Source organism: Phytohabitans rumicis (assembly GCF_011764445.1).
Taxonomy (GTDB): Bacteria; Actinomycetota; Actinomycetes; order Mycobacteriales; family Micromonosporaceae; genus Phytohabitans; species Phytohabitans rumicis.
In genome coordinates this window covers 4,319,091-4,339,010 of the sequence record NZ_BLPG01000001.1, presented here as the reverse complement: position 1 = coordinate 4,339,010, position 19,920 = coordinate 4,319,091, and the positions used below count along the sequence as shown (strand labels likewise).

Annotated in this window: 16 protein-coding genes and 4 pseudogenes; 13 read left to right on the top strand and 7 right to left on the bottom strand. The window is 71.8% G+C overall.

The genetic code is table 11. From position 1 onward, the window contains the following. Complete coding sequence (locus tag Prum_RS19315; protein ID WP_173077801.1) at window positions 1–921, top strand: NAD(+)/NADH kinase; 921 nt, start codon at window positions 1–3, stop codon at window positions 919–921. A 229-nt stretch (window positions 922–1,150) separates the two neighbouring features. Here Prum_RS19315 and Prum_RS19310 read toward each other — a convergent pair whose 3' ends face one another. The 4 genes and pseudogenes from Prum_RS19310 to Prum_RS19295 form a co-directional block, all read right to left on the bottom strand. Continuing rightward, window positions 1,151–2,329 carry a hypothetical protein gene (locus Prum_RS19310; RefSeq protein WP_173077800.1) on the bottom strand — a complete coding sequence of 393 codons (1,179 nt, stop codon included), beginning with the start codon at window positions 2,327–2,329 and terminating at the stop codon, window positions 1,151–1,153. Between the two features lie 9 nt (window positions 2,330–2,338). After that, entirely contained in the window at window positions 2,339–2,734 is a 396-nt protein-coding gene (locus Prum_RS19305) for a hypothetical protein (protein WP_173077799.1), read from the bottom strand. Then, complete coding sequence (locus Prum_RS19300; RefSeq protein WP_173077798.1) at window positions 2,731–4,386, bottom strand: GTPase; 1,656 nt, start codon at window positions 4,384–4,386, stop codon at window positions 2,731–2,733. The genes Prum_RS19305 and Prum_RS19300 overlap by 4 nt, the downstream gene beginning before the upstream one ends. Next, window positions 4,383–6,181: pseudogene (locus tag Prum_RS19295) on the bottom strand (ABC transporter). Before Prum_RS19295 ends, Prum_RS19300 begins: the two are co-directional and overlap by 4 nt. Window positions 6,182–6,888: 707 nt before the next feature. Between Prum_RS19295 and dnaK the strand changes: the two are divergent. From dnaK to Prum_RS19270, 5 genes and pseudogenes are all read left to right on the top strand, one after another. Then, entirely contained in the window at window positions 6,889–8,772 is a 1,884-nt protein-coding gene (dnaK, locus tag Prum_RS19290; RefSeq protein WP_173077797.1) for a molecular chaperone DnaK, read from the top strand. Beyond that, complete coding sequence (gene grpE / locus Prum_RS19285) at window positions 8,769–9,527, top strand: nucleotide exchange factor GrpE (protein ID WP_173077796.1); 759 nt, start codon at window positions 8,769–8,771, stop codon at window positions 9,525–9,527. Before dnaK ends, grpE begins: the two co-directional genes overlap by 4 nt. A 21-nt stretch (window positions 9,528–9,548) precedes the next feature. Then, window positions 9,549–10,723, top strand: a pseudogene (gene dnaJ, locus Prum_RS19280) (molecular chaperone DnaJ). Window positions 10,724–10,742: 19 nt separating this feature from the next. Next, a complete protein-coding gene (locus Prum_RS19275; protein ID WP_173077795.1) occupies window positions 10,743–11,174 on the top strand; it encodes a heat shock protein transcriptional repressor HspR in 432 nt (143 codons plus the stop codon). A gap of 96 nt (window positions 11,175–11,270) precedes the next feature. Beyond that, a complete protein-coding gene (locus Prum_RS19270; RefSeq protein ID WP_173077794.1) occupies window positions 11,271–11,474 on the top strand; it encodes an antitoxin in 204 nt (67 codons plus the stop codon). A 181-nt stretch (window positions 11,475–11,655) separates the two neighbouring features. On the opposite strand, the pseudogene Prum_RS19265 reads toward Prum_RS19270, so the two are convergent. The 3 genes and pseudogenes from Prum_RS19265 to Prum_RS19255 form a co-directional block, all read right to left on the bottom strand. Then, a pseudogene (locus Prum_RS19265) lies at window positions 11,656–12,068 on the bottom strand (hypothetical protein). A gap of 160 nt (window positions 12,069–12,228) precedes the next feature. Then, the gene (locus Prum_RS19260; protein WP_173077793.1) at window positions 12,229–13,437 is read right to left on the bottom strand and encodes a cation:proton antiporter; all 1,209 of its coding nucleotides are present in this window, start codon (window positions 13,435–13,437) and stop codon (window positions 12,229–12,231) included. A gap of 4 nt (window positions 13,438–13,441) precedes the next feature. Then, a complete protein-coding gene (locus Prum_RS19255; protein ID WP_173077792.1) occupies window positions 13,442–13,942 on the bottom strand; it encodes a cation:proton antiporter regulatory subunit in 501 nt (166 codons plus the stop codon). Between the two features lie 72 nt (window positions 13,943–14,014). Between Prum_RS19255 and Prum_RS19250 the strand changes: the two genes are divergently transcribed. The 7 genes and pseudogenes from Prum_RS19250 (at window position 14,015) to Prum_RS19220 (ending at window position 19,917) form a co-directional block, all read left to right on the top strand. After that, the gene (locus Prum_RS19250) at window positions 14,015–14,551 is read left to right on the top strand and encodes a DUF1707 SHOCT-like domain-containing protein (protein ID WP_173077791.1); all 537 of its coding nucleotides are present in this window, start codon (window positions 14,015–14,017) and stop codon (window positions 14,549–14,551) included. A 53-nt stretch (window positions 14,552–14,604) separates the two neighbouring features. After that, entirely contained in the window at window positions 14,605–17,196 is a 2,592-nt protein-coding gene (clpB, locus tag Prum_RS19245; RefSeq protein ID WP_173077790.1) for an ATP-dependent chaperone ClpB, read from the top strand. Between the two features lie 48 nt (window positions 17,197–17,244). After that, the gene (locus Prum_RS19240) at window positions 17,245–17,604 is read left to right on the top strand and encodes a hypothetical protein (RefSeq protein WP_246277979.1); all 360 of its coding nucleotides are present in this window, start codon (window positions 17,245–17,247) and stop codon (window positions 17,602–17,604) included. Between the two features lie 47 nt (window positions 17,605–17,651). Then, complete coding sequence (locus Prum_RS19235) at window positions 17,652–18,386, top strand: hypothetical protein (RefSeq protein WP_173077789.1); 735 nt, start codon at window positions 17,652–17,654, stop codon at window positions 18,384–18,386. A gap of 34 nt (window positions 18,387–18,420) precedes the next feature. Next, window positions 18,421–19,041 carry a DUF4178 domain-containing protein gene (locus Prum_RS19230; RefSeq protein WP_173077788.1) on the top strand — a complete coding sequence of 207 codons (621 nt, stop codon included), beginning with the start codon at window positions 18,421–18,423 and terminating at the stop codon, window positions 19,039–19,041. 5 nt (window positions 19,042–19,046) lie between these two features. Continuing rightward, a pseudogene (locus Prum_RS19225) lies at window positions 19,047–19,481 on the top strand (DUF2617 family protein); the annotation flags it as partial. Window positions 19,482–19,491: 10 nt separating this feature from the next. Further along, window positions 19,492–19,917 carry a DUF4247 domain-containing protein gene (locus tag Prum_RS19220; RefSeq protein ID WP_173077787.1) on the top strand — a complete coding sequence of 142 codons (426 nt, stop codon included), beginning with the start codon at window positions 19,492–19,494 and terminating at the stop codon, window positions 19,915–19,917. The last annotated feature ends 3 nt before the right edge of the window (window positions 19,918–19,920 follow it).

Sequence of the window (19,920 nt, the reverse complement as noted above, 5' to 3'; positions counted from 1 at the left end):
ATGAGCGTGGGTGCGGCGACCGGCACGCTCGCCCCGCGGGTCGTCGTGGTGAGCCGGCACAGCGAGCTCGACGAGCTGCTGGCTCACCACGGCACCCAAGCCGCCGCCGGCTACTTCCTCCGGCAGCGGGGCCGCGACATGGCCGAGGTCGTGGCCCGGCACGACGCGCTCCAAGCCGCGCTGACCGCGGTCGGGGCCGCGATCCCGGCGGACTGGCGGCGCGGCCGGGCGGACCGCGACGACCTGGCCCGGTTCCCGTTCGCGCCGGAAGACATCGTGATCGCGGTCGGCCAGGACGGGCTGGTGGCAAACGCGGCGAAGTACCTCGACGGGCAGCCGGTCATCGGCGTCGACCCGGAGCCGGGGCGCAACGCGGGCGTGCTCGTGCGATTCGCACCAGACTCCATCGGCCGGCTGCTGCCGGCGGTGGTCGCCGGTCGGGCGCGGATACGGGAGCGCACGATGGCCCGCGCCGCCCTCGACGACGGGCAGGCGCTGCTGGGCCTGAACGAGATCTACGTCGGGCACGCCAGCCACCAGTCCGCCCGGTACGTCCTGTCCACCGCGGACGGGCGCCGGGAGCGGCAGTCGTCGTCCGGCCTGGTGGCGGGCACCGGCACCGGCGCGACCGGGTGGTGTGCCTCGATCTCCCGGGAGCGGCCCGGCGCACCCCACCTGCCCGAGCCCGACGAGCCGGCGCTGTGCTGGTTCGTACGCGAGGCGTGGCCGTCACCGGCGACGGGGGTGTCGATGACGGCCGGCCAGCTGAGTGACGGCGACGCGCTGGAGGTGACCGCCGAGGGCGACCGGCTCGTGGTCTTCGCCGACGGCCTGGAAACCGACCACCTCGCCATGTCCTGGGGTCAGCGGGTGACGATCACCCTGGCGGAGCGCCGGCTACGCCTGGTCGAGCCCGCGTAGTGCTCACCCCTCCGGCTCACCGCCCGCCGTGCTGCGTCGATCAAGGCTTTCTGCGTCGATCAAGGGCAAATGGCCGTGGATTGGAGATCAAAGCACGACCATTTGCCCTTGATCGACGGCAAAGTCCTTGATCGACGCAGCGCCCGCCGGGGCGCGGCGGGCGGGGCGGGGCGGGCGGGGCGCGGCAGGTGGGGCGCGGCAGGTGGGGCGGTGGGGTAGCGGGGCGGGGTTAGTCGCGGTCGCGGAGCCAGGCGTCCAGGGCGTCGGGGTCGCTGGGGTCGATGCCTTCCGCGATCAGCTGGGCCACGGCGGCCGTGGCCGGGCTGCGGCGTTCGCCGGTCGTGTAGAGCCGCACGAACTCGGGGATCATCTCCTCGATCGCCTCGTCCGTGCGGGCGGCCGCCGAGGCGGGCAGCCCGCGCTGGCGGCTGGCGTACGCGGCCCAGGCGCGGACCACGCGGGGCAGCATCGCGGCGTCGTCCATGTCGAGGACGGCCCGCCGGTGCACCCAGTCGAGCAGGAAGAGGCCGGCCACGGCGGGACTCCACCGCATCGGGTCGGGCTCGGCGTAGCTGGCCACATGGTCCAGCACCAGGCTGATGCAGAAGTGCAGCGACGGCAGCTCCGCCTCGGTGACGTGGGTCAGCCCGTGGCGGGCCGCCTCCGAGGAGTCGAGGAAGCGGCGTACCAGGTCATCGGAGGAGAACGGCGCGGGATCGGGCACCGCCGTCAGCATCGGCGTGGGCAGCAGCGACAGCCGGGCGCCGGCCAGCGCGCGGTCGGTGGCCAACGAGCCGTCCGCCGGCAGGTTGGTCAGCCCGTCGGTGATCCGCAGGTGGCGGGCCACCTCGCCGCGCAGGCGCCGCGGGTCCTCCTCGCGAAACCAGGTGAGCTCGTCCTCAGCGCACATCTCCCGCACCTGGGCCAGGATGCGCTCGGCCGGGCCGCCGACGAAGACGTCCTTGGTGATGCCGATGTTGTGGTCGACCAGGGCCACCACGGCGTGCTCGGGGCCGCCCGAGTCGCTGTCGTCGTAGGCGAAGGTGGCCAGGTAGGACGTCTGGTCGCCGTACACGTCTCCGTAGGCGTAGCTGCCGGTGAGCCGCACCTGCCCGAGCTGGTCGGTCCACGGCGGCGCCTGGGCACCGCGCTTGACCGCGGCGGCGCCGGACGCCTCGGGCACGAGCGCCGCGAAGACCTCCCGGATCGTGGTCGCGGCGGCCGTGCGGCGCCGCGACGTGGCGGCGAGGAACCCGCCCACGAAGTCGCGCACGGCGTCGGCCCGGTCTTCCTCGGCGACCGCGTACACGCTGCCGAGCAGTGCGGTCCCGAGCATCTCGGCGTCCAGGGCGCAGTCGAGCTTGGCAACGTCGCGAGCGGCTCGCAACACCGCCTCGTAGGGCGTCATGGACAGACCCTACGCCCGCCGCCGCCGGTCGAGCACGAGAAGGCCGACCGGGACGGCCACCCCGAGCGCCAGCGCCACCAGGCTCGCCACGAGGTCCGCACCGGCCAGCGCGCCATGGTGGCGGGCATGGAAGATCAAGTGCAAAGAAGAGAACACCAGCACTCCACACAGGACCACCGCGGTCACCTTGCGGTCCGCGAGCCACGCCGCCATCAGCAGGAGTACGCCCAGGGCGGTGAACGTGGCGCCCAGATCTATCACGAGGTGCTCGTTGTAGGGCGGATACGCGGCGGTCCACGCCCGCCCGAAGCCGGGGAACGTGTCGAAGAACCACCGCGGCGCCAGCGTCGCCGGCACGCCCCAGGACAGGTGGAGCGCGCCGAGCAGCCCCAGCCCGAGCCTCACGATCCGGCGGACGTCAGTGCCTCTCGTGCCTCGGCGTACGCGTGCAGGACCGTCCGGACGGGCGCGACGATGTGCTCCCGCGCCACCTCGGTGACGGCCGCCCGCAGCCGGTTTTCCGCCCGGCGCCGGGCACGCCGCGCCGCGTGCCGGATGAGCGGGCGCACCAGGAAGCCGATCAGCACCCCGGCCAGCAGCCCGCCGACGAGCAGCACCGTGGGCAGCGGTACGACGCCGACCATCGGGTAGTCCAGTTCGGGCAGCCCGAGCACGCGTACGGCGTACCCGGCAGCCAGCCAGAGCAGCCCGCCCACGGCGGCGAGGGTGACCAGCCACTGCAGCCCACCCACGACCCGCCACCACGCCGGCGTCTCGTCCATCCGCAGGTTGGTGCTGGCGACGGCCCGGTCGAGCGCGTCGGGCACGTCGCGCAGCCGGGAACGGGCCGCGGTGTTGAGCGCGGTCGACCACAGGTCGGGCAGCGGTGCCGAGGCGCGGTCGGCGACCGTGCGGAGCGCCAGGCCGACGGCGGCGCGCTGGGCGGCGTTCGGGTCGGGCACCGAGGTGGCGCCGACCGGCTCGCCCGGCTCGACCGGGCCCTCGGGAAGGTGCAGCCGGCGCAGCGGATCGGGGCGCAACCGGCGCCAGCCCCGCACGACCGGCCAGCCGGTCGCCTGCGCCGCCCGATGCCGGTACGCGTGCTCGGTCGCCTCCGCCACGGCCGGCACCCCGGCGGCGACGGCGAGCGCGTCGGTCAGCTCCCGCACGGTGCTCCGGTCGATCTCGTCCTCGGCCACGGCCGGGCCCACCACGTCGGAGAGCTGGTCGACCACGGTGTCGACGTCGCCGGCGAGCCGCCGCAGGGATGCCTGCCGCTCGGCGACGGTTTGCTCGAGCATGCCGCGCAGGTCGGTGATGGCCGACTGCCGCAGCGCGGTCGTGGCCACCAGCGGTACGCCGTCGAGCTGGTCTTCGTCGAGCAGTTTGCGCAGGTCGGTAAGGACCCGCTCGACCTCGTCCGGGGGCAGCCGGTCGATCTGGTTGAGCACCACGACCGTGACGTCCTTGTGGTTGCGAAACTCCTGCAGGTATCGCGTGTGGACCACCCGGTCGGCGTACTTCTGCGGGTCGACCACCCAGACCACCAGGTCGACGAGGCCCAGCAGCCGGTCGACCTCCAGCCGGTGCGACCGCTCCACCGAGTCGAAGTCGGGCAGGTCCAGCAGCACCAGCCCACGCAGTGCCCGCTCGTCGTCGCCGTCCAGCGCGCTCTCCCGGATGAACCGGTGCCGCGGCAGCACCCCCACCCAGTCGAGCAGGCGGTTGGCGCCCTGCAGGTTGCCCCACACGCAGGCGTGGGCCATGCCGGTGGTCGGGCGGCGCACGCCCACCGGCGACAGGTCGAGCCGGGCCAGCGCGTTGAACAGGCTGGACTTGCCGCTGCCGGTGGCACCGGCGAGGGCCACCACGGTGTGGTCGCGGGAGAGCGCCAGCCGGGCGCCGGCCCGTTCGACCACGGTGTGCGCGGCGATCAGGCGCTGCTCGGGCAGGTGGCCGTCGACCACCCGGATGAACCGGCCGATCGCGTCGACCCGGTCGGACAGCCGGTCGGCGTCGATCTCGTCGTCGCGCCGCAACCTGCTGAGAATGCTCATAGATGAACCCCCGGCAGGGCCAACATGGTGCCGTCGGTGAGGGCGGCCTTTGCCCGCGCGTACTCCACCAGGGCGGCGGCGTCGCGCAGGTCCGTGGCGGGATCCGCGCTGATCCCGGCGGCGATCAGCCGGTCGGCGTAGCGCGCGGCCTCCTCGTCCAGGATCGCGTTCGTCCGCGCCAGCAGGTCGTCGCGGGCCTTCGCGGCCAGGGCACGGATGGCCTGGTCGCCGAAGATGGCTTCGAGCACCTTCTGCGCGGCGACCGTGGTGCCACCGGCGACCGCGACCTCCGCCCCGGTCGGGATGAACGCCGTCGACGCGAACACGCCGATCATGACGAGGAGCCCGGTGGCGTTCACGGCGTACGCGGCGCCGCGGGCGGTGGCCCGCTTGTGGCCCGCCTCCCGCCGGATCATCTCCAGCACCCCGCGCTGCCAGTCGCGTACCAGCCGTTCGGCCCGCTCGGGCAGGTCGGCGCTGGATCGGCCGAGGCTCGGATCGAGCAGCGCGGACCCGGCCGGGTGCGCCTGCCAGCCCGAGTACGCCTGGTCGGCCGCGTCGGCGGCGGCACCCCGGATCAGCGTGACCAGGTTGGCCTCGATCGCCGAACGAAGCTCGCGCCCGGGCACCGGCCGGCCGCGGAGCGCGGCGACGACCCGGTCCCGGAGTCGGCCGATGCGCGCCTCCAGGGTGCGCAGCAACTCGCCGGTGCCGATGAACTCCTGCCACCGGGCGAGCACCTCGCCACGCAGCAACCGGCCGTCCTGCACGCCCTGCGAGACCGTGCGGCGCCCGGCCCGGTACGCGGCGCGTACCCGATCGTCGAGGGCGTCCGCGGTGGTGACCTGCTCGTCCGCGGCGGCGGCCAGCCCCGCGACCGCCGGTTCGAGCGCGGCGAGCGCGCCGTCGAGCGTCTGCCGGACCACGGCGGCGCGGGTGGCCGCGTCGGCGGCGATCCGGCCGAACCAGTCGCGCAGCGGCATCGTCACCGACTCGGACAGCAGGCCCTGGCTGTCGACCTCGGTCTCCGGCAGTACGAACAGGGGCGCGGTGTCCAGGCCGTGGATGGACAGCATCTCGAGCAGGTGGGCGGTGACCTCCTCGGCGGCCTCCGGCGGCACCCGGTCGAGCACCAGCGCGGTGACCGTGCCCCGGTAGCGCGCGGTCTGCAACAGCTCCCACGGCACCGCGTCGGCGTACCGGGCGGCCGTGGTGACGAAGAGCCACAGGTCGGCGGCCGCGAGCAACTGCGCGGCAAGCGCCCGGTTCTCGTCCACCACGGAGTCGATGTCGGGCGCGTCGAGGAATGCCAGCCCGGCGGTCAGCGCGGGCGCGGCGACGATCTGCAGCGAGTCCGGTTCGCTGGTGGCCTCGGTGGTACGGGTCAGCCCCGGCAGCAGGTCTCCGCGCCGAAACCACTGCGAGTCCGCCGGATTGCACACCAGTACGGGCGTGCGCGTGGTCGGCCGCAGCACGCCGGCCGGGCTCACCGGTGCCCGTACGAAGCTGTTGACCAAGGTGGACTTGCCCGCTCCCGTCGAGCCGCCGACCACGACCAGCAGCGGCGCGTCCAGGCGCGCGAGCCGGGGCAGCAGGTAGTCGTCGAGCTGCGCCAGCAGGGCCGCACTGATCCGGCGGGCGTCTTCGGCCGAGTGCAGGACCAGCGGGTACTGCGACCCGGCGATCGCCCGCGCAGGCGGGTGAGCGCGGCGGCTATCTCCGCGGCGCTGTCGTCTTCTGGGCCGTCGTCGTCTTCTTCCGCCGCTTCCTCGTTGGCCGGGTTGGCCGGCTCCACCTCGGCGGTTGGCTCTTCCGGCTCCGGCTCCGGCTCCGGCTCGGCGACGGCCTCGGTGTCCTTCTCCGGCTCGGCGTCGGCCTCGGGCTCGGTGGCCTCAGGCTCGGTTTCTGCCTCGGGCTCGCTCGCGGCGGGCTCGGTGACGGCTTCGGGTGTCTCGGCGCTGGTCTCTGTGGGAGCCGCGGCCGGCTCCGCCTCCGTGGCACGCTTGAGCTCGGCGGGCTTCGCCTCCGTGCCGTGCTCAGCGTCGGCCGCGGCTCCGGCGTCCTGGTCAGACCCCGGATCCGGGCTGGCCGGCGGCTCCTCGGGGGTCGCGGTAGGCGTGCCAGATCTCCCCGCCGGCATGTCACCGTGCGACGTCACGGGTAAAGACTGCCCGATCCACGCATCGCATACAACACAAACAGTGCGGCTTCCGCTAACGTTTGCCCGTTTCCCGCTCGACCACCACCCTCGTTCCGATCAAGGACCTTCCCGTCGATCAAGGGCAAACGGTCGTGGTTTGATCTCCGATTCACGGCCGTTTGCCCTTGATCGACACGGAAAGCCTTGATCGGCGTGGCGGGGCGCAGTGTGGCGCGGGGGTGGCCCGGCCCGCGTAGCCTTGCGTGGGGGGCGCTCAACCCTGGATTTGACGATGAGGGTGGGCGTGGCACTATTGAGCCTGGTCCACTCAACTTGACCCGTTAGAAGCGAGGGAAGCGAACATGGCACGTGCGGTCGGCATCGACCTCGGCACTACCAACTCCGTGGTCAGCGTGCTCGAGGGTGGCGAGCCCACCGTCATCGCGAACGCCGAGGGATCGCGCACCACGCCGTCGATCGTCGCGTTCGCCCGTAACGGTGAGGTGCTCGTCGGTGAGGTTGCCAAGCGGCAGGCGGTGACCAACCCAGACCGGACGATCCGGTCGGTGAAGCGGGAAATGGGCACCAACTGGACCGTCGACATCGACGGCAAGAAGTACACCCCGCAGGAGATCTCCGCGCGGGTGCTGATGAAGCTCAAGCGCGACGCCGAGGCGTACCTGGGCGAGCGGATCACCGACGCGGTGATCACCACTCCGGCGTACTTCAACGACGCGCAGCGTACGGCCACCAAGGAGGCCGGTGAGATCGCCGGCTTCAACGTGCTGCGGGTGGTCAGCGAGCCGACCGCGGCCGCGCTGGCGTACGGGCTGGACAAGGGCTCCAAGGAGCAGACCGTCCTGGTCTTCGACCTCGGCGGTGGCACGTTCGACGTCTCGCTGCTGGAGCTGGCCGAGGGCGTCATCGAGGTGAAGTCCGCCAGCGGTGACAACCACCTCGGCGGCGACGACTGGGACGAGCGGATCATCGACCACCTGGTCAAGACGTTCCGCGGTCAGCACGGCGTCGACCTGTCGCAGGACAAGATGGCCATGCAGCGGCTCAAGGAGGCCGCCGAGAAGGCCAAGATCGAGCTGTCCGCGGCCACCACGACGAGCATCAACCTGCCGTACATCACGGCCGGTCCGGCCGGTGCCGACGGCAGCCCGTCCGCGCCGCTGCACCTGGACGTGACCCTGAGCCGGGCCGAGTTCCAGCGGATGACGCAGGACCTGCTCGACCGCTGCAAGGGCCCGTTCGAGCAGGCGATCAAGGACGCCGGCGTGAAGCTGGCCGCCATCGACCACGTGATCCTGGTCGGCGGCTCCACCCGGATGCCGGCCGTCTCCGACCTGGTCAAGCAGCTCACCGGCAAGGAGCCCAACAAGGGCGTCAACCCGGACGAGGTCGTGGCCGTGGGTGCGGCGCTGCAGGCCGGTGTGCTCAAGGGCGAGGTCAAGGACGTCCTGCTGCTCGACGTGACGCCGCTGAGCCTGGGCATCGAGACCAAGGGCGGCATCTTCACCAAGCTCATCGAGCGCAACACGACGATCCCGACCAAGCGGTCCGAGGTCTTCACGACGGCCGACGACAACCAGCCGTCCGTGCTGATCCAGGTCTTCCAGGGCGAGCGGGACATCGCGGCGTACAACAAGAAGCTCGGCACCTTCGAGCTGACCGGCCTCCCGCCGGCGCCGCGGGGCGTTCCGCAGATCGAGGTCACCTTCGACATCGACGCGAACGGCATCGTCCACGTCAACGCCAAGGACCTGGGCACCGGCAAGGAGCAGTCGATGACGATCACCGGCGGCTCGGCGCTGCCGAAGGACGACATCGAGCGGATGATGCGCGACGCGCAGGAGCACGCCGACGAGGACAAGCGGCGCCGCGAGGAGGCGGAGACCCGCAACCTCGCCGAGCAGCTCCAGTGGCAGACCGAGAAGTTCATCGCGGAGAGCGGCGACAAGCTGCCCGCCGACTCCAAGGACCAGATCAACGAGGCCCTCGGCGACCTGCGCAGCGCGCTCGGCGGCAGCGACATCGAGAAGATCCGTTCGGCGCACGAGAAGCTGGCCACGGTCTCCCAGCAGGCCGGCTCGCTGCTGTACGCGCAGCAGGCCGAGCAGGCCGGTGCGGGTGCGGATGCCGGGGCGGACAACCCGGGCCCGGGCGCCACGGGTTCCGCCGGTGCCAAGCCGGATGACGTGGTGGACGCCGAGATCGTCGACGAGGACGACAAGAAGTGACTCCTGCACGCGACGATGACCAGGCCGCCGAGCGGGTCGTCATCCGTGACAAGCGGAGGATCGATCCGTCCGGCGGCAAGGTGAAGGCCGCCGACGCGGCCGAGTCCGATGCCGCCAAGGCGGACAAATCAAAGAGGTCTGAGACGACCGACAAGGCGACGGAGGCGTCGGTGGCAGCCGAGGCGGAAACCACCGCAGCGGGGCAGGACGCGCCGGAGGGCGCCACGAAGGAGCGCAAGCCCAACCACGCGGCACCGGAGGTCGCCGAGGACGAGTCCGCCGTGGAGGCGGAGCTCGCCGAGGTGACCGCCGGTGCGCTGGGTGCCGAGCTGGAGGCGCTCCGGGCCGACCTGGACGAGCGGACCAAGGACCTGCAGCGGGTTACCGCGGAATACGCGAACTACCGCAAACGGGTCGACCGCGATCGAGGACTGGCCGCGGAGCAGACCACCGGTCAGGTGTTGAGCGCGCTTTTGCCCGTACTCGATGACCTGGATCGGGCCCGCGAGCACGGTGACCTGGTGGGCCCCTTCGCCGCGGTGGCCGAGCAGCTGGTCGCGGCGCTGGGGAAGTTCGGGCTGACCGCGTTCGGTGAGAAGGGCGACCCCTTCGATCCGACCCGGCATGAGGCGGTCGCGCATCTGACCTCGGCAGAGGTCAGCGAGCCGACGTGCGTCAACGTCATGCGCCGGGGCTATCTGCTCGGCGATCGGCTGCTGCGGGCGGCGCTTGTCGCCGTCGCAGACCCTGAATAGTCGCCGGGGGAGGTGGATGAGGTGAGTTCGAAGGACTGGCTGGAAAAGGACTTTTACGCCGTCCTAGGGGTTCCGAAGTCCGCCTCCCCGACGAGATCAAGAAGGCGTACCGCAAGCTCGCCCGCGAACTGCACCCGGACCACAACCCCGGCAACGCGGAGTCCGAGGACCGGTTCAAGTCTGTCTCCGAGGCGTACGACGTGCTCTCCGACGAGCGCAAGCGCAAGGAGTACGACGAGATGCGCGCGCTCTTCGGGTCGGGCGCGTTCCGGCGCGGGGCGCGGGGCGGGTTCGATCCCTCCGACCTCTTCGGCGGGTTCCAGGGCGGCGGCGGTGGCGGCGACCGTCGGTTCGGCGGCGCCGGCTTCTCGGACATCTTCAGCTCGATCTTCTCGGGCGGGGGCGGTGGTGGCGGCGGCGGTCGGGCCCGCGGGCCGGCCCGTGGGCGCGACGTCGAGGCCGAGGTGGTGCTCGACTTCGGCGACTCCGTACGCGGGGTCACGCTGCCGCTCTCGCTGCGGGCGCCGGGCGTGTGCGACACCTGTCACGGCAACGGTGCCAAGCCGGGCACCCAGCCGCGCGCCTGCCCGGTGTGTCTCGGCTCCGGGCTGGTGACCCGCAACCAGGGGTCGTTCAGCTTCTCCGAGCCGTGCCGCGAGTGCCAGGGCGTCGGCACGATCGTCGACGAGAAGTGCCCCGAGTGCCTGGGCACCGGCGGGGTCACCAAGACCCGCACGATCAACGTCCGCTTCCCGGCCGGCGTGGGCGACGGCCAGCGGATCCGGCTGGCCGGGCGGGGTGAGCCGGGTGTGCGCGGCGGCCCGGCCGGCGACCTGTACGTGCTGGTCAAGGTGCGCCGGGACGACCTGTTCGGCCGGTCCGGCGACGACCTGACGCTGAACGTGCCGATCACGGTCGCGGAGGCGGTGCTCGGCACCGACCTGCGGGTGCCGACCATGGACGGCGCGGTCACGCTCCGGGTGCCGCCGGGCACGCCGAGCGGGCGCACCCTGCGGGCCCGTGGCAAGGGCGTGGCCCGGCGCGACGGGCGGGTCGGCGACCTGCTCGTGACCGTCGAGATCACGATCCCGAAGGACCTCAACGACAAGGCCCGGGACGCGCTGGAGACGTTCGCCGCGGAGACCTCGCCGCCGCCGCGGGAACATCTTGACGCACGGGTACGTCGATATGGGTAGCCGGTAAGGGGTGAGCATGATGGACGCCGAATTCACGATCTCCGTCGAGGCCGCCTCCGACGCCAAGGTCTTGATCATCTCAGTGGCGGCGCGGATGGCGGGCATGCACCCGCAGACGCTTCGCCAGTACGACCGGTTGGGGCTCGTGCAGGCCGGCCGCGCGACGGGTGGCGGCCGGCGGTACAGCGCGCGTGACGTGGCGCTGCTGCGCGAGGTGCAGCGGCTGAGCCAGGAGGTCGGCGTCAACCTCGCCGGGATCAAGCGGATCATCGGCCTGGAGCAGCTCGTGGCGGAGCTCCAGGACCGGGTGAGCGAGCTGGAAGGCGCGCTCGCCGAGGCGTACCAGCGGGTGGCCGAGTACGAGGCCGGCACGTACCCGCGGGCCGACCTCGTGCCGATCAACCAGGTGTCGAACGCGCTGGTGGTCTGGCGTCCACGCCGGTCGTCGTAATTGCCCGTTTCAGCTCCTCAGCCAGCCCTGTCGACTAATCTGACGTTTGGCCTGGACGGCACATTCCGGGCTATTGGGAAGGCGAAGGAGGGGTCAATGGGGATCGCCGACTCGTTCAGGGAGAAGGCCGAGCAGGCCATCGACAAGATCGGCGCGGATCGGGTCAAGGACGGCGTGGAGAAGGCGGGCGACAAGCTCGACGAGAAGACCGGCGGCAAGTACGCCGACCACATCGACAAGGGCCAGAACGCGGCTTCGAACTACATCGACAAGATGGACGGCGACGACTCGAACAAGTGAGCCGTTGGCGCGAAATGGCGACAGCGCACGGGCGGGGATCCACGGGGGGTCCCCGCCCGTCCCGCTGTCCGCGTGGGCCCGCAAGATCGCCGTGATCAGGGACCGGCTCCAGGGGCGCGCCGCAACACGCCCGAGTTACTCCCTGATCAACGGGGAGAGACGGGGAGGCCGGGGCCGGGGGTTAGGCGAGGCGGCGGGATTGGCGGACTAGGCCGCCCTCGCACCAGTCGTGGTAGTCGAAGAGGTCGGGCTTGGACAGCAGGACCTCGCGTTGTGGGCCCAGGTGACCATCAGCTCGTCGCCGTACTCCTCGGCCTGCTCCACCAGCTTGCGCAGGCGCCGCTTGGGGTGCGCGCGGAAGTTCGTCCGGATGCCGTCGGCCGCGTAGATGTAGAGACAGTGCAGCGCGAAGCGGCGGGCCGGGCAGGACCGGTCCATGGCGAGATCGAAGAGCGTGCCGATCAGGCGGTCGCCGGAGACCAGCAGGTCCCAGTCCGGCGGCATCGACTGCAGCGGCACGGAATCCGGCTGGTACGCCCACGCGCGTAGCTCCGCCGCCGAGGGATCGACAGCGTTGGCGAAGCCCCGAAACATCGACTGTTGTAAGGTCACCCGCCCGCTCCCCTCGCGAGTCTGCCCCCGCAGGCTCCGGGCCCGACCCCCGGAATCTGCGGCGACACGGTAACGCGCCGCCGGGTATTTGCGGAAGAGGCGGAAAGTGTCATACGCCAACCCGTTACGTAAGCGGCCCCTGTCAGTCCGTTGTGGGCAAGGGTTGCGGCCGCCTTCGTGCCCTGCTCCGGCGCAGGATAAGCCCCTTGAACCAGGCGAAGTCGGGCAGCCGTGCCAACATTGGTCCACTCACCACTGTGATCAAGACGTAGGCGGTCGCGAGCGGTGCGAGTTGTGGCTCGATGCCCGGGGTGGCCACCGCCAGGCCGGCGATGACGATCGAGAACTCGCCGCGCGGCATCAGTCCCAGTCCGGCCCGTAGCCGGCCCGGCACCGCGATGCCGGCGCGCTTCGCCGCGACGTACCCAGTAATGATCTTGGTGGCCATGGTGACCACCGCGAGCCCGAGCGCGGGCAGCAGCACCGGCGGCATGTCTTCGGGGTTTGTCGCCAGGCCGAAGAACACGAAGAACACCGCGGCGAAGAGGTCGCGCAGCGGCGAGAGCAGTTCGGTCGCGTGGTGGGCGACCGGGCCGGAGAGCGCGATGCCGACGAGGAACGCGCCGACCGCCGCGGACACCTTGAGCTGGGCGGCCACGCCGGCGACGAAGAGCGTCAGGCCGAGTACGCCGAGTAGCAACGCCTCGGGGTCCTTGACGGAGATGAACGCGGAGATGGCGTGGCCGTACCGGATCGCGACCATAAGCACGACACCGACCGTGCCGACCGCGATCGCCATGGTCTGCGCCCCGCCCATCAGCCCGACGCCGGCCAGCACCGCGGTCAGCAGCGGCAGGTAGAGGGCCATGGCCAGGTCCTCGATGACCAGGATGGACAGGATGACCGGCGTCTCCCGGTTACCCAGCCGGCCCAGGTCGGCGAGCACCTTGGCGATGACGCCGGAGGACGAGACCCAGGTGATGCCGGCGAGTACCAGCGCGGCCACCCAGCCCCAGCCCAGCAGCAGCGCGAGCGCGGCGCCGGGCAGGGCGTTGAGCAGCCCGTCGAGCAGGCCGGCCGGGGCGTTGCTGCGCAGGTTGCCGATGAGCTCGCTGGCCGTGTACTCCAGGCCGAGCATGACCAGCAGCAGGATCACGCCGATCTCGGCGCCGATCGCGAAGAACTCCTCGCTGGCCGACAGCGGCACCAGTCCGCCGTGCCCGAACGCCAGCCCGGCGAGCAGATAGAGCGGGATGGGCGAGAGCCCGATCCGCCGGCTGAGCCGGCCGAGCAGTCCGAGGCCGAACAGCAGCGCGCCTACCTCGATGAGTAGGACGGTGGTGTCGTGCATGCGCTCAGCTGTCCGGATCGCCGTCGGCGAGGATCGCGGTGACGCCGTCGAGCCCTTGCCGGGTGCCCACCACGACCACCACGTCGCCCGCTTCGAAGACGAACTCCGGCCCCGGCGATGCGATCACCTGGCCGTCGCGGAGCACCGCGACGATCGAGGCGCTCGTCCGGGTACGGGCCTTGGTGTCGCCGAGGAGCCGGCCGACGAACCGCGAGCCGGCCGGGATGGAGATCTGCTCGGTGAGCAGGCCCGCGGCTTGCTGGCGCAGCCCGGAGAGCTGGCCGAGCATGAGCGAGGCGCCGAGGATGTCGGCGAGCGCCTCCGCCTCGTCGTCGTTGAGCGGGATCGAGGCGATGCAGGCGTCCGGGTCGTCTTCGTCGTACAGGACGAGGTCGCGGCGCCCGGTGCGGTGGGTCACCACGCCTACCCGCCTGCCCGACTCGGTCACGATGTCGTGACGTACGCCAATGCCCGGAAGTGCCGTCTGCTCTACCCGTACTCGCACCAGCAACACGGTACCTTTCTGCGTGTGAGCGAGCTTTCTCCTCAGCACCCGTCGCCCCATCGCGATCTCCGCATGTCCAACGCGGATCGGGAGCGGATCGTGCAGCGGCTGAACGACGCCGCCAGCGAGGGGCGGATCACCCTCGCCGAGTTCGAGGAACGGGTCGCCGGGGTGTGGGCCGCCGCGACGTACGGGGAGGTCGAGCCGTACGTCGCCGACCTGCCGGTGGCGCCCGGGCTGGCCCCACCCCGCGAGGTCGCCGAGCTGCGTTCGATCGCATCGGAGCTGAAGCGCAAGGGTGTCTGGGCGGTGCCCCGGCGGATCGTGGCGAGCAACAAGGCCGGCTCGGTGAAGCTCGACTTCACCGACGCGGTGATCTCCCATCCGGTGGTGGAGATCAGCCTCGACGTCGTCGCCGGCAGCACCGTCCTGGTCATGCCGCCGGGCGCCTCCGTGGACGCCACCGACGTGCAGACCGTCGCGGGTAGCGTCAAGCATCGCGGAGTGCCCGAGGCGGGCGGTTCGCCCCACTTCGTGGTGACCGGCCGCCAGTCGATGGGCAGCCTCGTCGTACGGCATCAGTACCGGTTCTGGCGCTGGCGGTGGTAGTTCGTCCGGCGCGCTAGAGTTGAGTGGTCCACGCTCAACTTTGGGGAGCAAGATTGAACGCCGAACGTTTGACCACCAAGAGCCGCGAGGTCATCACCGGCGCGGTCGCCATCGCCAACCAGCGCGGGCACGCCACCGTCGAGCCGTGGCACCTGCTGCTCTCGCTCCTCGACACCGGCGGGTCCACCGCGAGCGGCCTGCTGCGGGCCGTCGGCGCCAACCCCGCCGACATCCGCCGGGCCGCCGCCCGCGCCGTGGAAAACCTGCCCACCGCGCATGGGTCCAGCGTCGCCGAGCCGAGCCTGTCCCGCGAGTTCGTGAACGCCATCGGCGCGGCCGAGCAGATCGCCCGCCCTCTCGGCGACGAGTACACGTCGACCGAGCACATCCTGGCCGGGCTGGCCCGGGTCGGCGGGGCGGTCGCCAAGGCCCTGAAGGCGGCCGGCGCGACGGAGGAGAACCTGGTCGCGGCGTTCCCGACGGTGCGTGGCGGGGACCGGCGGGTCACCACCGCCGACCCGGAGCAGACGTACCAGGCGCTGGAGAAGTACGGCGTCGACCTGACCGCGCGGGCCCGCGACGGCAAGGTGGACCCGGTCATCGGCCGCGACTCCGAGATCCGCCGGGTGATCCAGGTGCTCTCCCGGCGTACGAAGAACAACCCGGTGCTGATCGGCGAGCCCGGCGTCGGCAAGACCGCGATCGTGGAGGGCCTGGCCCAGCGGATCGTGGCCGGCGACGTGCCGGAGTCGCTGCGCGACAAGAAGCTGGTCTCGCTCGACCTGGCCGCGATGGTGGCCGGCGCGCAGTACCGCGGGCAGTTCGAGGAGCGGCTCAAGTCCGTGCTCGAAGAGATCAAGAATTCGGACGGCCACGTCATCACGTTCATCGACGAGCTGCACACGGTCGTCGGCGCCGGCAAGGGCGAGGGCTCGATGGACGCCGGCAACATGCTCAAGCCGATGCTGGCCCGCGGCGAGCTGCGCATGGTCGGCGCCACCACGCTCGACGAGTACCGGGAGAAGATCGAGAAGGACCCCGCGCTGGAGCGGCGCTTCCAGCCGGTGCTGGTCGGCGAGCCCACCATCGAGGACACCATCGGCATCCTGCGCGGCCTCAAGGAGCGCTACGAGGTCCACCACGGGGTACGCATCACCGACGCCGCGCTGGTGGCCGCAGCCGCGCTGTCCGACCGGTACATCACCGACCGCTTCCTGCCGGACAAGGCCATCGACCTGGTGGACGAGTCCGCGTCCCGGCTGCGCATGGAGATCGACTCGCGGCCGGTGGAGGTCGACGAGATCGAACGGGCCGTGCGCCGCCTGGAGATCGAGGAGATGGCGCTCGCGAAGGAGCCCGACCCGGCCTCGGCGCAGCGGCTGGAGCGCCTGCGCCGGGAGCTGGCCGACAAGCGCGAGCAGCTCACCGCGCTGTCCGAGCGCTGGCGGCTGGAGAAAGAGCACATCACCAAGATCTCCACGGCCAAGGAGGAGCTGGAACGCCTCGGCGGCGAGGCCGACCGCGCGGAGCGGGACAGCGAGCTGGAGCGCGCGGCCGAGCTGCGGTACGGCCGCATCCCGCAGCTCCAGGGCGAGCTGGCCCGGGCCGAGGCGGAGCTGGCCGTACTGCAGGCCGACGGCGCGATGCTCAAGGAGGAGGTCGGCGCGGACGACATCGCCGCGGTGGTCGCCTCCTGGACCGGCATCCCGGCCGGGCGGCTGATGGAGGGCGAGACCGCCAAGCTGCTGCGCATGGAGGCGTCGCTCGGGTCCCGCGTGATCGGCCAGTCCGAGGCGGTCGGGGCGGTGTCGGACGCCGTACGGCGGGCCCGCGCGGGCGTCGCCGACCCGGACCGGCCCACCGGCTCGTTCCTCTTCCTCGGCCCCACCGGCGTGGGCAAGACCGAGCTGGCCAAGGCGCTCGCCGAGTTCCTCTTCGACGACGAGCGGGCCATGGTCCGCATCGACATGAGCGAGTACGGCGAGAAGCACTCCGTCGCCCGGCTCGTGGGCGCGCCGCCCGGGTACATCGGGTACGAGGAGGGCGGCCAGCTCACCGAGGCGGTACGCCGGCGGCCGTACTCCGTGGTGCTGCTGGACGAGGTGGAAAAGGCCCACCCGGACGTCTTCGACGTGCTGCTGCAGGTGCTCGACGACGGGCGGCTCACCGACGGCCAGGGCCGTACGGTGGACTTCCGCAACGCGATCCTGATCCTCACCGCCAACCTCGGCTCGTCGGTCCTCGCCGACCCGACGCTGTCCGAGGACGAGCGGCGCGAGGCGGTGCTCGCCGTGGTGCGGTCGCACTTCAAGCCGGAGTTCCTCAACCGGCTCGACGACATCGTGGTGTTCCACTCGCTGACCGGCGTGGAGCTGACGTCCATCGTGGACATCCAGCTCGACCGCCTGCGCCGGCGCCTGGCCGACCGGCGGCTGACCGTGGAGGTGACCGATGCCGCGCGGGTCTGGCTGGCCGAGCACGGCTACGACCCCATCTACGGCGCGCGGCCGCTGCGCCGGCTGGTCCAGTCGGCCATCGGCGACCGCCTGGCCAAGGCGCTGCTGGCCGGCGAGATCCGCGACGGCGACACCGTCCGCGTGGATCTGTCCGATTCTAAGGACGCCCTGACGGTCACCTCAGCCTGATCACGAGGATGCGGGCGCGCGGCGGCGATCGAGGAGGAGAATGGGGCGGTGGACCAGGCACTCGCCGCCGCGGTACGGGAGCTGGCCAGCGCGGAGGTGGTCGCGTTCGGCGGGGTAGGGCTCGCCGCCCGGATCCTGCCGGTCACCGAGGCGTTCTGGGCGGTGGAGAAGGCCCTGCCCGAGCAGGCCGACGAGATCAGACCGCACCTCGCGTGGCTGCTCGCGAACGGGTCACCGGCCGGCAAGGCGTACGCGGCCACGCTGCTCGCCCGGTTCGACCCGGCCGCCGGGCAGGCCGCGTGGGGCTCGCTGAGCCACGAGAGCGCCGAGTTCACCACCTTTCACGGCTGCATCTTCGACCGCACCAGCCTCGCCGCGTACGCGACGGGGCAACTCACCGCGCGCTGACCGATCGGCCGCTGCCCAAATAGGACGGTCGCCGGTAGGTTCCGGCCGTGATCGAACCCAAGCAGCGCCCCGCCACCGTCACGGTGGCGTTCTGGCTCCAATTGGGTGCGGCTGCGGCACTCATGGTCATAGTGGCGCTGATCGTCGTCGACTCGATCTACTACGCCGGCCTCATCGACCGCGCGGCGGAGCTGACCAATGCCGAGCCGGCCGAGGTGTCGTCGGAGCGGGCGTCCAACGTGGCGGGCGCCGCCGTGGGTTGCGCCGTCGCGGTCGTGCTCGCGGTCTGGTCCGTGGCGACCGCTGTGCCGTTCGGCCGGGGTAGCAACGTCGGACGCGTCCTCGCCTGCGTCGGCGCGGGACTCCAGCTGCTGTGCTGTGTCGGGTCGACCGGCGCCGGCTCGTTGATGTTCCTCTTCGTCGCCTCGCTGCCGGAAGACCCGGCGCTGGCCGAGGACGAGGTGTGGCCGGCGGACTCCGCCTTCTACGAAAAGCTCTACGAACTGGACGAGAGCGGCACGATGGCCTGGCTCGCCCCGGTGGTGCCGCTCGCCGCGGTGACGGTGTTCCTGCTGTCGATCGCGGTCGGGGTGTTGCTGCTGGTGCCGCCGTCCAACCGTTACTTCCGCACGGAGCCGGTGCCGCCCGCGTACGTGCCGTATCCGTATGGCTACGCCGTGCCCGTCTATTACGCGTACCCGCCGCCGCAGTACGGTGCACCGCCGGCGCCGCCGAAACGGGAAGTGGATCACCCGTCGCCGGACGTAGATCCGCCTTGCTAGCCTCGTGGGCCAGCGACAGCCGGAAGGGGCGTGCGTGAACGGGAACGCGGCAATCCTCGTGGTCGTGCTCGGCTGCCTGATCGGCGCCGCTGGCGTGGTGATCGCGGTGGTGGCGCTGCGCCGGGCCCGCCGCCCCCAACAAGCCCCGGCGCCGCCGGCCGATCCGTTCCGCGCGGCCGACACCGACGCGCTGCGGGGTGACCCGCGCGTCCTCAAGCCCGGCGACATCGTCGAGATCCGCACCCGGTCGTACGCGGTGCGCGGCTCGCTGCGCTTCACCGAGGGCGACTGGGGCTGGGCCGAGCACCTGCTCGACGACGCGGACGGCGGCAAGGTGTGGCTCTCCGTCGAAGAGGATCCCGACCTGGAGCTGGTGCTGTGGACCGAGGTGCCGAGCGCCACCATCGCGCCGGGCGCCCCGACGGTCGACTTCGACGGCCGGCGCTACACCCGCGACGAGGCCGGCCAGGCCCGCTACACGGCGACCGGCACGACCGGGCTCAACCCCACCGGCACCGTGCGGTACGAGGACTACGCCGCACCGGACGGGGCCCTGCTGTCGTTCGAGTCGTACGGCGACAGCGGCAAGTGGGAGGTCGGCCGGGGCGAGAAGCTGCACCGTGCCGAGGTGCTCATCTACCCGCAGGGCGGCTGAGCGCCGTGCTGGTGCGCCTCGACACCCCGTACGCCGACACGACCGCTGGTGACCTGAGCTTCGCCCTCGGGCTGCCGGTGTTGCCCGCGCTGCACGTCCTCTACGTGGGGTCCACTATGGAGTTCCGTTTGCTGGGCGCCTCGCATCAGGTGGTCTGGCCCGGCGGAGTCGAGACGGTCGCCTGCCTGCCCGGCCACGCACCGCATCTGCCGGGGGCGGTCGACGACGGCGCGTACCGGTTCAACTCCACTGTGGAGCCCCTGGACCGGACCGCCGTGCAGGCGCTGTGGCGGCAGCTGGAACGTGACCCGCACGCACTCGTCGGTGCCTTTCCCGGCGACCCGGACGCGGTGACCGCGATGAGGGCCGAAGAAACAGGCTGGCGCACCTGGCACGCCTATCCGCAGACCGGCGAGCTCGTCACCACCCACACCACGCTGGGGCACCCTCATGAAGTACCGGAAATGGTTTGTGCTGGGCGCGGGCCTCGCGCTGGTCGGCCTGCTGGTGGCCGGCGTGGGCACGTTGTATGGCAACTTCTCCCCGCGCGGCTACGTCGCGGACAAGTTCAGCCGGTCGACGGGCGACGACATCGGGCAGGACGCGGTCGCGTACACGTCGGCGAAGGCGCCCAGCGAGGTGGCCGACCAGATCACCGACGCGTGGCGGCCGGCCGACCGGTACGTCGACGGCAGCGGCGTCTACCTGCGCTACAACGACGACTCGATCGTGATCCTCCCGGCCGCCGTCGGCTCCCTCATCCTGGTGGAGCGGATGCTCACGGCCTATCCCCGCTACTACGGCATCGTCGGCGGTTACTGGGGCTGGGGTCGCGGCGCGAGCGTCCGCGGCGGCGGCCCGGGCGCCGGGAAATAGGAG

Excerpts from the sequence above, each read along its gene's own strand:
- Prum_RS19250 (WP_173077791.1), top strand. The coding sequence starts at position 14,015 with ATGTCCAACGCGGATCGGGAGCGGATCGTGCAGCGGCTGAACGACGCC.
- Prum_RS19220 (WP_173077787.1), top strand. The coding sequence starts at position 19,492 with ATGAAGTACCGGAAATGGTTTGTGCTGGGCGCGGGCCTCGCGCTGGTC.
- Prum_RS19315 (WP_173077801.1), top strand. The coding sequence starts at position 1 with ATGAGCGTGGGTGCGGCGACCGGCACGCTCGCCCCGCGGGTCGTCGTG.
- Prum_RS19310 (WP_173077800.1), bottom strand. The coding sequence starts at position 2,329 with ATGACGCCCTACGAGGCGGTGTTGCGAGCCGCTCGCGACGTTGCCAAG.
- Prum_RS19275 (WP_173077795.1), top strand. The coding sequence starts at position 10,743 with ATGGACGCCGAATTCACGATCTCCGTCGAGGCCGCCTCCGACGCCAAG.
- Prum_RS19270 (WP_173077794.1), top strand. The coding sequence starts at position 11,271 with ATGGGGATCGCCGACTCGTTCAGGGAGAAGGCCGAGCAGGCCATCGAC.
- dnaK (WP_173077797.1), top strand. The coding sequence starts at position 6,889 with ATGGCACGTGCGGTCGGCATCGACCTCGGCACTACCAACTCCGTGGTC.
- Prum_RS19260 (WP_173077793.1), bottom strand. The coding sequence starts at position 13,437 with ATGCACGACACCACCGTCCTACTCATCGAGGTAGGCGCGCTGCTGTTC.
- Prum_RS19300 (WP_173077798.1), bottom strand. The coding sequence starts at position 4,386 with ATGAGCATTCTCAGCAGGTTGCGGCGCGACGACGAGATCGACGCCGAC.